This is a genomic window from Streptomyces durbertensis (assembly GCF_014156695.1).
GTDB classification, from domain to species: Bacteria; Actinomycetota; Actinomycetes; order Streptomycetales; family Streptomycetaceae; genus Streptomyces; species Streptomyces durbertensis.
Genome location: NZ_WMLF01000198.1, coordinates 1 through 9,585, shown reverse-complemented (window position 1 = coordinate 9,585; position 9,585 = coordinate 1). Strand labels below are relative to the sequence as shown.

Genomic DNA, 9,585 nt, shown 5'->3' with positions numbered 1-9,585 from the left:
ATCGTGGAGCGTGTCGCGGAGAGCGACTTCCCCGGCGTGCTGGCGCCCATCGCCCAGGTCCTGTCGCCCGAGCCGGTGCTGACCCCCGAGTTGCTGGGGCTGTGCCGTGCGGTGGCCGACCGGTACGCCGGGGCGCTGGCGGACGTGGTGCAGCTCGCCGTGCCGCCACGGGTGGCCCGAGCGGAGAAGCGGCCGACGCCGCCCGCCCCGCCGCTGCCCCCGGCGCCCGAGCCGGGCGGCTGGTCGCGCTACCCGGACGGCCCCGCCTACCTGCGGGCGCTCGCCGAGGGCGGGTCGCCCAGAGCCGTGTGGACGGCGCTGCCCGGCCCCGGCTGGCCCGACGAGCTGGCGCGCGCGCTCCAGGCCACCCTCGCTTCCGGACGCGGCGCGATCGCCGTACTGCCCGACGGCCGTGCGGCGCTGCGCGTCGACGCGGCGCTGCGGGAACTGGTGGGCGAAGGGCACCACGTCCTGCTCACCGCCGACGCGGGCGCCGAGACACGCTACCGGCGATGGCTGGCCGTCAGCCGTGGCGCGGTACGCGCGGTCGTCGGCACCCGGGCGGCGATGTTCGCCCCTGTCGCCGACCTCGGGCTGGCCGTGATCTGGGACGACGCCGACGAGGCGCACTGCGACGACCACGCCCCCGGCCCGCACGCCCGCGACGTGCTGCTGCTGCGCGCCGCCCACGAGCACGCCGGGATGCTGCTCGGCGGGCACAGCCGCACGGTCGAGGGCGCCCAACTCGTCGGCACCGGCTGGGCGGGAGAGCTGGCCGCCACCCGGGAGACGGTCCGGGCGACCGCGCCGCAGGTCAGAACCGTCGGGGACCGAGAGGAGGCCAGGGACCCGGCCGCGCGCAGCGCCCGGCTCCCCACCCTGGCCTGGGAGACGGCCCGCCGGGCCCTGGAGACCGGCCCGGTGCTCGTGCAGGTGCCGCGCCGCGGGTACGTGCCGCGCCTGGCGTGTGAACGCTGCCGCGCCCCGGCCCGCTGCGGCACCTGCCACGGGCCGCTGGAGGCGGCGGACGACGGCTCGCTGCGCTGCGGGTGGTGCGGCGACCGGGTGCCGGGCGCGCCCGGCTGGCGCTGCCCCGACTGCGGCGGCGCGCGCCTGCGGGCGACCGTCGTCGGCGTCCGGCGGACGGCCGAGGAGCTGGGGCGGGCGCTGCCGAGCGTGCCCGTCCGCACCTCCGGCCGGGACCACGTCCTCGACACCGTCCCGGACCGTCCGGCGCTGGTGGTGAGCACCCCCGGCGCGGAACCGGTGCCCGAAGGGCCCGGCTACGCCGCCGCGTTGCTGCTCGACGGCTGGGCGCTGCTGTCGCGGCCCGACCTGCGCGCCGCCGAGGAGGCGCTGCGCCGCTGGCTCACCGCCGCCGCGCTCGTCCGGCCCGCCGAAGAGGGCGGCACCGTGGTGGCCGTCGCCGACCCGGGACTGCGGCCAGTCCAGGCCCTGCTGCGCTGGGACCCGCGCTGGCTGGCCGAGCTGGAGCTGGCCGACCGGGCCGAACTCGGCTATCCGCCGGTCTCCCGGATGGCGGCTGTGACCGGCCCGCCGGAGGGCGTCGCCGACCTGCTCGAACGGGCCGGGCTGCCGGCGAGCGCCGAGGTGCTCGGCCCCGTGCCGATGCCGGTGGTCCCGCCCGGGCGTCCCCGCCGGCCGGGCGACCCGCCGCCGGGGGAGCGCTGGGAGCGGGCGCTGGTGCGGGTGCCGCCCGGCAGCGGCGCGGCCCTCGCGGCGGCGCTGCGCACCGCCCAGGCCGCCCGTCTCGCCCACCGCGCGGGTCCCCCGGTCCGTATCCGCGTCGACCCCCGCGACATCGGCTGACCACACGACTCGCCCGGGGCATCGCGGTGAGGGGCCGCCCGGGCCTGCGCGGCAAGGGGGCCGCCCGGTGCGGCACGGCCCCGGGAGGACGGGCCGGTGGCGGCACCGGGCGGCGTGGGGAGGACGGCTGCGGAGGAGTTCAGCCGTTGCGTGGTCCGGGAAGCAGCCCGCCGCGGCTCTCCGTGAGGGACTCGGCGACGGGCGGGTGGACGCCGCCGGTCCGGGCGGCCGGCACGGTGGGCGGCTGCTCGCCGCGGCCGACCTGCTCCTCGCCGACCTCCGCCGGCGCCGCCGCGGTCAGTGCGGCGGCCCGCTCGGTGGAGCGTCGGGCACCGTAACGGCGGTGCACCGCCTGCTTGGTGACGCCCAGTGCGGAACCGACGGCGTCCCAGGAGAAGCCGAGCGAACGGTCGAACTCCACAGCGGCCGTGACCAGCGTCTCGACGCTGTCCCGCAGTTCCTGCGCGAGCCGCACGGTGGGTGCGGGAGCCCGCCCGTACACCACAAAGCCCGTGGACGGGCCGCTGCGGCGCGGCCGGTAGACGTTGCCCAGCTGCGCGGTGAGCGTACGCATCGCGTCCACCTGCCGGCGTACCCGCTCGATGTCCCGCACCAGCAGGTGCAGACTGGCGCGTGCCTGGGCGTCATGGGTGGCGTTGTCGGCCATGAGCAAGCCTCTCGAACCGGCGTGAGTTCAGGAAGCGCGGTCGGCTCCCCGCTGTGCTGACGGTCAAATCTCATTGACCAACGCCTCACCGGGCGCCTGGTCACGCCCGGGTGGTGAGCGAACCCCGTTCGGGAGCGCACGCGACCCGGTACGCCCCCCGGCACGGCCCGGTGACACACCGTAGACTGACGCGTCCGCACAACCCGGTCCACAGACACACCGAGAGGTGGCCCCGCCCCCATGAAGCTGGTCTTCGCCGGCACCCCCGAGGTGGCCGTTCCCGCACTGGACGCCCTCATCGCGAGCGAGCGCCACGAGGTGGCGGCCGTGGTGACCCGTCCTGACGCGCCGGCCGGGCGCGGGCGGCGGCTGGTCGCCAGTCCGGTCGCCGACCGGGCGGAGGAGGCCGGTATCGAGGTGCTGAAGCCGGCGCACCCGCGGGACGCGGACTTCCAGGACCGGCTGCGGGAGATCAACCCCGACTGCTGCCCGGTGGTCGCCTACGGCGCGCTGCTGCCCAGGGCGGTGCTCGACATCCCGGCGCACGGCTGGGTCAACCTGCACTTCTCGCTGCTGCCCGCCTGGCGCGGCGCGGCCCCGGTGCAGCACGCGGTGCTCGCCGGCGACGAGATGACCGGGGCGGCCACCTTCCAGATCGAGGAGTCGCTGGACTCGGGCCCCGTCTACGGCGTGGTCACCGAGGAGATCCGGCCCACCGACACCAGCGGCGACCTGCTCACCCGGCTGGCGTTCGCGGGCGCCGGGCTGCTCGCGGCGACGATGGACGGCATCGAGGACGGCAGCTTGAAGGCCGTGCCGCAGGACGAGCGCGGCGTCAGCTTCGCGCCGAAGCTCACCGTCGCGGACGCCCGGGTCGACTGGGCGACGCCCGCGCTGCGGGTCGACCGGGTGGTACGCGGCTGCTCGCCCGCGCCCGGAGCCTGGACGGTCTTCCGGGGCGAGCGGCTGAAGCTCGTCCAGGCCAAGCCGGACCCGGCCGTCACCGACCTGGCACCCGGCGAACTCCGGGTCGGCAAGCACTCCGTGCACGTGGGCACCGGCTCGTACGCGGTGGAGCTGGTGTGGGTGCAGCCGCAGGGCAAGCGCCCGATGAAGGCCGACGACTGGGCGCGCGGCGTGCGGATCAGCTCGGGCGAGACCCTCGGGAAGTAGGCCCGCCCGCCACCGGGGGCGGGTGCGTGCGGCGGCGCCGGCGCCCGGCCCGTAGGCTGGGAGCTTCGGCCCGATCCCGTACCTCCGGAGCACCTTCCCACGTGAGTGACCAGCCTCGCCGCGGCGGCGCGCGCCGCCCGCACAAGCCCTACCGCCGCCCGCGCCGCGACCCCGCCCGCATCGCCGCCTTCGAGGCGCTGCGCGCGGTCGACGAACGGGACGCCTACGCCAACCTGGTCCTCCCGCCCCTGCTCCGCAAGGCCCGGGAGGACAACGAGGGCTTCGACGACCGCGACGCGGCCTTCGCCACCGAGCTGGTCTACGGCACCCTCCGCCGCCAGGGAACCTACGACGCGGTGATCGCCGCCTGCGTGGACCGCCCCCTGCGGGAGGTCGACCCGCCCGTCCTCGACGTGCTGTCGCTCGGTGCCCACCAGCTGCTGGGCACCCGCATCCCTGGCCACGCGGCGGTCAGCGCGACCGTGGAACTGGCGCGCTGCGTCCTCGGCGACGGGCGGGCCAGGTTTGTCAACGCCGTGCTGCGGCGGATCGCCGCGTACGACCTCGACGAGTGGCTGGAGCGCATCGCACCGCCCTACGACAAGGACCCGGAGGAGCACCTGGCGCTGGTCCACTCCCACCCGCGGTGGGTGGTCTCCGCGCTGTGGGACGCGCTCGGCGGCGGCCGCGCCGGTATCGAGGAGCTGCTGGAGGCGGACAACAGCCGGCCCGAGGTCACGCTGGTGGCCCGCCCGGGCCGCTCCACCCCCGAGGAACTGCTCACCGAGCGGGACGCCGAACCGGGCCGCTGGTCCCCGTTTGCCGTCCGGCTGTCCGAGGGCGGCGACCCGGGCAACGTGCCGGCGGTGGCCGAGGGGCGTGCCGGAGTGCAGGACGAGGGCAGCCAGCTTGTCGCGCTCGCCCTGGCCAACGCGCCGCTCACCGGCCCCGACGCCCGGTGGCTCGACGGCTGCGCGGGCCCCGGCGGCAAGGCGGCGCTGCTGGCCGCGCTCGCCGCCGAACGCGGCGCCGCGCTGATCGCCTCCGAGCGTCAGCCGCACCGGGCCGGGCTGGTCGAGCGGGCGCTGGCCGGCGCTCCCGGCCGCCACCAGGTGATCACCGCTGACGGCACCCGCCCGGCCTGGCGTCCGGCGACCTTCGACCGGGTCCTGGTCGACGTGCCCTGCACCGGGCTGGGCGCGCTGCGGCGGCGCCCCGAGGCGCGCTGGCGGCGCCGTCCCGAGGACCTGGAGGGTTTCGCCCCGCTCCAGCGGGCGCTGCTCGTCCAGGCGCTGCGGGCCGTCCGTCCCGGTGGGGTGGTCGGCTACGCGACCTGCTCACCGCACCTGGCCGAGACCCGGGCCGTGGTCCGGGACGTGCTGCGGGAGGAGCCCGCCGAGTGGATCGACGCCCGGCCGCTGCTGCCGGGCGTGCCGGACCTGGGCGAGGGCCCGGACGTCCAGCTGTGGCCGCACCTGCACGGCACGGACGCGATGTACCTCGCGCTGCTGCGCCGCCCGCTCGACACCTGACCCCGGCGGGAGGCAGGTCCGCGGCGGGACGTGAACCCCGGGCGGCGCCCGGGCGACGGCGCGGTACCCGGTGAACCGGCCCCGCCGGCAGGCGACATACTGGAGCCATGGCTCAGATCAACCCCAGCATTCTCTCCGCTGACTTCGCCAGGCTCGCCGAGGAGGCGGAGCGGGTCGGGGGCGCCGACGGCGCCGACTGGCTGCACGTCGACGTGATGGACAACCACTTCGTACCCAACCTCACCCTGGGCGTGCCGGTGGTGGAGGCACTGCGGAAGGCGACCGACACCCCGCTGGACTGCCACCTGATGATCGAGGACCCGGACCGCTGGGCGCCGCAGTACGTGGAGGCCGGCGCCGGCTCCGTCACCTTCCACGCGGAGGCCGCCGCCGCGCCGGTGCGGCTGGCCCGGGAGATCCGCGCCAAGGGGGCCCGGGCCTCGATGGCGCTCAAGCCCGCCACCCCGATCGAGCCGTACGAGGACCTGCTGCCCGAGCTGGACATGCTGCTGGTCATGACCGTCGAGCCCGGCTTCGGCGGCCAGGCGTTCCTGGACGTGACGCTGCCGAAGATCCGCCGCACCCGCCAGCTCATCGACAAGCACGGTCTTTCGATGTGGCTCCAGGTCGACGGCGGGGTCTCCGCCGAGACGATCGAGCGCTGCGCCGAGGCCGGCGCGGACGTCTTTGTCGCCGGCAGTGCCGTCTACGGCACCGACGATCCGGCGGCCGCCGTCCGCATGCTGCGCCGCCAGGCGCAGGAGGCGCGGACCGGCTGCGCGCACTGAACCGCCACCACCCCCCTGCGGCCGGGATGGCTGCACCCTGCACGGTACCGGTCGGGAACCGTGCGGATCTGCGAGGATGAAGACCGCGCGGCGATGCGCGAGTGCGGCTTGAACAGTGAGGTGAGTTGCAGTGTCGACGGGTCGGGCGGCGACGAGGATGGGGCCCGCCGAGCTGATGCAGGCGGCGGCCATGGCGCGCCGTTTCTACCTGGAGGGCAAATCCAAGATCCAGATCGCGGACGAGTTCGGCGTCAGCCGCTTCAAGGTGGCCAGGGTGCTGGAGACGGCGCTGGAGCGGGACCTGATCCGCATCGAGATCCGGGTTCCGGCGGAACTCGACGCCGAGCGCTCGGACGCGCTGCGCGCCCGCTACGGGCTGCGGCACGCCGTGGTGGTGGAGGCGCCGGCCGACGCGCAGGAGGACGCGGCCGACCCGGAGAACCTCGGCGAGGTCGCCGCCGACCTGCTGGGCGAGCTGGTCACCGAGGGTGACGTGCTCGGACTCGCGTGGGGCCGGTCGACGATCCACATGGCCACCGCGCTGCGCCGGCTGCCGCCGTGCACGGTCGTGCAGCTGACCGGCGTGTACGACGCCGGCACCGCCGACCGCGGCTCGGTCGAGGCGGTGCGCCGGGCCGCGGAGGTCGCCGGCGGTGAGGCGCACCCGATCTACGCGCCCATGCTGCTGCCCGATCCCGCCACCGCCGAGGCGCTGCGGAGGCAGACGAGCATCGCCGCCGCCTACGAGTACTTCGACAAGGTCACCGTCGCCGCCGTGTCCATCGGCTCCTGGGAGCCGGGCGTCTCCACCGTGCACGACATGCTGGCGCCCGAGGAGCGGGCCCACTACGCCTCGCTCGGGGTCGCCGCCGAGATGTCCGCCCACCTCTTCGACGCGGAGGGCCGGCGCATCGGGCGGGATCTCGGCGAGCGCTGCATCACCGTGGAGGCCGAACGGCTGCGGCGCGTCCCCGAGGTGGTGGCCATCGCCGGCGGTGGCCGCAAGGCGGAGGCGATCAACGCCGTACTGCGCTCGGGGCTGGTCACCAGCCTGGTCACCGACACCGCCGCCGCCGACCGGCTGCTGCGCGAGATCCCGCCGGGCCCCCGTCCCGCGCTGGACCGCGCCGACCCGGACCAGACCCGCTGAGCCGCCCGGGCGGGCGGACCGGCCCCCACCGCCGACCGGTCCGACGCCGGCCTGCTCAGCGGTGGGTCGTACCGGCCGCCTCCAGCAGCACCCGGGCCAGCTCCCGGGGGCGGGAGAACATCGGCCAGTGACCGGTGTCCATCCGGACCACCCGGCACCTCCCGTCGGCCACCAGCTTCGTCACCCGGGAGTCAAGCTCCTCCCCGGCCAGCAGGCACTTCACATAGGTCGCCGGCAACTCGCCGAGCGGACGGGCCAGTTCGGCCGGTTCCGTGAGTGTGCGGCCGGGGTGCGGCGTGGAGTCGGCCAGGATCCGGGCGACCCGGGCCTCATCGAGCTCCTGCCCCGCGTAGGCCTCGGCGACCGGCGGCCACCCGCCGTCGTTCGCTGCGAGGGCGGCCTCGACCATCGGTCGGCCCTCCGGCCACTGTGCGACGAACGACTCGCCGTCCACGGGGATGTTGGAGTCGACGAACACCAGGTGGCGCAACCGCTCGCCGATCAGTCCGGCCGCCTGGCCGACCGGTATGCCCGAGTAGCTGTGACCGACGAGCACGACCTCGCGGAGGTCCAGCCGCTCGACCTCCGCGACGATGTCCCGCACATGGGTCCGCTGGCCCGCGGGCTCGGCCTGCCGCTCGGCGAGACCGGACAGCGTCAGGGGATGCGCGCCGTGCCCGGCGGCCCGCAGCTCGGGCACCACCTCGTCCCACGCCGACGAACCGAGCCACGCGCCTGCCACGAGAACAAATTCCGTCATGTCCGCGACCTAGCGGCCGGGTCTGACAATCGGCGGCAGGCGGTGTCCGGCAGCCGCGGGGCGCACGAAGGGAGACGTCCCGCGCCGTCGGCTACGCGCGGAAGGCGGCAGGGCGTTCCGGAGAGGCGGCCGCCAGGGCCTTCCGCACCTGCTCGGCGTCGCCCCGCAGGCCGTAGACGGGGGTGTCCGGCTGCTGCCGCCAGGACTCGTCGAGTCCGCCGGCGTCGACGGTGTCGAAGCCCATCTCCTCCACCAGTTCCCGGACGACCCGCTTTGCCTCGGGGTCGTCGCCGGCGACGGGGAGGGCGATGCGCTCCGGGTCGCCGGCGGGCCGCGGCCGCTCGACGATGTCGGCGGCGTAGGTGCCGTTGAACGCCTTCACCACCGGCCGGCCCAGGTGGCGTTCCGTCCACCGGCTCTCCGCCAGGCCGGCCTCGATCTCGGCGATCCGGCCGTCCCGTTCCTTCGGGTAGTAGTTGTTGGTGTCGATGACCACAACGTCCTCGGCGGCCTCGTCGAAGAGGCCGGACGGCAGGTCGGGGACGTTCTTCAGGGGGATCGTCACCACCACCACCTCGGCCCCGCGTGCCGCCTCGGTGGTGTGCACGGGCGTGGCGCCGGTCTCCTCCGCGAGCGCGGTGAGGGTGTGCGGGCCGCGCGAGTTGGCGACGGACACCTCGTGCCCGAGCGCGCGGAGGCGGCGGGTCAGGTTGCCGCCGATGTTGCCCGCGCCGATGATGCCGATCTTCATGAGCTCTCCAGACGGTGTCGGGCGGCCGCCGTGCCGGGCCGCCCCTGCCTCAACCACCGCGCGGGCGACCGTATTTCAGCGGGTGCCTCGGCCGCGGCCGGTCCTCGGCGTGCTGGGTAGGCTCGCCTGGTGACCGAAGAGCGCAGACGCAGGGTGCCCCGCCGGATCCGGGAGCAGCAGATCATCGACGTGGCGGTGCGGGTGTTCTCCAAGCGGGGCTACCACGCCTCCTCGGTCGACGAGATCGCCGACCTCGCCGGCATCTCCAAGCCGATGGTCTACCTGTACCTGGAGTCCAAGGAGGGGTTGTTCATCGCCTGCCTGCGCCGGGAGGCGGACAGGCTGGTGCGTGCCTTCCAGGACGCCGCACGGGAGGCCGGCCCTCCCGACCAGCGGCTGTACGCCGGGCTCCGCGCGTTCTTCGCCTTTGTCGCCGAACACCGGGACGGCTGGGTGGTGCTGTACCGGCAGGCGGCCGAGTTGAGCGAGTCCATCGCCCGGGAGGTCGCACTGGCCCGCAGGGCGGTGCTGGCGCAGGTCGCCGGGCTGGTCCGGGAGGGCGTGCAAGGGCAGGGCGCGCAAGGGCAGGGCGCGCAAGGGGAGGGCGGCGACGGTGCCGGCCAACTCCGCGAAGAGGACGCGGACTTCGTCGCCCACTCCCTGGTGGGTGCGGCGGACTCGCTCACCGACTGGATGGAACGGCATCCCGGGCAGTCCCCCGACGGTGTCGCGCTGCGGTTGATGAACATGGTCTGGGCCGGTATGGAACGGGTGTTGCGCGGCGAGAGCTGGGTGCCCCACAGCGGGTAGGCGCGCCGGAGCCGCCGGGAACACCGGCGACTGTTCTCGCGCGACCCATTGATTTCTCCTTACGGCTGAGTAGGTTTACCCAACGGTAAGAAGCGCGGGAGCGCACGCGCCCGAGAGCGCCGGG

Annotated in this window: 9 protein-coding genes; 6 read left to right on the top strand and 3 right to left on the bottom strand. The window is 75.5% G+C overall.

Annotated features, from left to right (window positions below):
- On the top strand, window positions 1–1,830 hold a 1,830-nt coding region (locus GL263_RS14780; protein WP_182856169.1), incomplete at its 5' end, for a primosomal protein N'.
- A 139-nt stretch (window positions 1,831–1,969) separates the two neighbouring features.
- Here GL263_RS14780 and GL263_RS14775 read toward each other — a convergent pair.
- Window positions 1,970–2,497, bottom strand: coding sequence for a hypothetical protein (locus tag GL263_RS14775; RefSeq protein WP_182856168.1), 528 nt, complete (start codon window positions 2,495–2,497; stop codon window positions 1,970–1,972).
- A gap of 240 nt (window positions 2,498–2,737) precedes the next feature.
- On the opposite strand from GL263_RS14775, the gene fmt reads away from it, so the two are divergent.
- The 4 genes from fmt (at window position 2,738) to GL263_RS14755 (ending at window position 7,140) form a co-directional block, all read left to right on the top strand.
- Window positions 2,738–3,670 (top strand): methionyl-tRNA formyltransferase, encoded by a 933-nt coding sequence (fmt, locus tag GL263_RS14770; RefSeq protein WP_182856167.1) that lies wholly within the window; start codon window positions 2,738–2,740, stop codon window positions 3,668–3,670.
- A 101-nt stretch (window positions 3,671–3,771) separates the two neighbouring features.
- Complete coding sequence (locus tag GL263_RS14765) at window positions 3,772–5,202, top strand: RsmB/NOP family class I SAM-dependent RNA methyltransferase (protein WP_182856166.1); 1,431 nt, start codon at window positions 3,772–3,774, stop codon at window positions 5,200–5,202.
- Between the two features lie 107 nt (window positions 5,203–5,309).
- Window positions 5,310–5,990: a ribulose-phosphate 3-epimerase gene (gene rpe / locus GL263_RS14760; protein WP_182856165.1), complete on the top strand. Its 681-nt coding sequence runs from the start codon at window positions 5,310–5,312 to the stop codon at window positions 5,988–5,990.
- A gap of 157 nt (window positions 5,991–6,147) precedes the next feature.
- On the top strand, window positions 6,148–7,140 hold the full coding sequence (locus tag GL263_RS14755; protein ID WP_182856170.1) for a sugar-binding transcriptional regulator: 993 nt from the start codon (window positions 6,148–6,150) through the stop codon (window positions 7,138–7,140).
- Between the two features lie 55 nt (window positions 7,141–7,195).
- Here GL263_RS14755 and GL263_RS14750 read toward each other — a convergent pair whose 3' ends face one another.
- Both GL263_RS14750 and GL263_RS14745 read right to left on the bottom strand, forming a co-directional pair.
- Window positions 7,196–7,900, bottom strand: a complete 705-nt coding sequence (locus GL263_RS14750; RefSeq protein ID WP_182856164.1) for an alpha/beta fold hydrolase — start codon at window positions 7,898–7,900, stop codon at window positions 7,196–7,198.
- 91 nt (window positions 7,901–7,991) lie between these two features.
- Window positions 7,992–8,651, bottom strand: coding sequence for an NADPH-dependent F420 reductase (locus GL263_RS14745; protein ID WP_182856163.1), 660 nt, complete (start codon window positions 8,649–8,651; stop codon window positions 7,992–7,994).
- Between the two features lie 129 nt (window positions 8,652–8,780).
- On the opposite strand from GL263_RS14745, the gene GL263_RS14740 reads away from it, so the two are divergent.
- Window positions 8,781–9,461 carry a TetR/AcrR family transcriptional regulator gene (locus GL263_RS14740; protein ID WP_182856162.1) on the top strand — a complete coding sequence of 227 codons (681 nt, stop codon included), beginning with the start codon at window positions 8,781–8,783 and terminating at the stop codon, window positions 9,459–9,461.
- Window positions 9,462–9,585 lie beyond the last annotated feature (124 nt).

Coding starts and splice junctions, on each gene's coding strand:
- fmt (WP_182856167.1), top strand. CDS start 2,738: ATGAAGCTGGTCTTCGCCGGCACCCCCGAGGTGGCCGTTCCCGCACTG.
- GL263_RS14755 (WP_182856170.1), top strand. CDS start 6,148: ATGGGGCCCGCCGAGCTGATGCAGGCGGCGGCCATGGCGCGCCGTTTC.
- GL263_RS14775 (WP_182856168.1), bottom strand. CDS start 2,497: ATGGCCGACAACGCCACCCATGACGCCCAGGCACGCGCCAGTCTGCAC.
- rpe (WP_182856165.1), top strand. CDS start 5,310: ATGGCTCAGATCAACCCCAGCATTCTCTCCGCTGACTTCGCCAGGCTC.
- GL263_RS14750 (WP_182856164.1), bottom strand. CDS start 7,900: ATGACGGAATTTGTTCTCGTGGCAGGCGCGTGGCTCGGTTCGTCGGCG.
- GL263_RS14745 (WP_182856163.1), bottom strand. CDS start 8,651: ATGAAGATCGGCATCATCGGCGCGGGCAACATCGGCGGCAACCTGACC.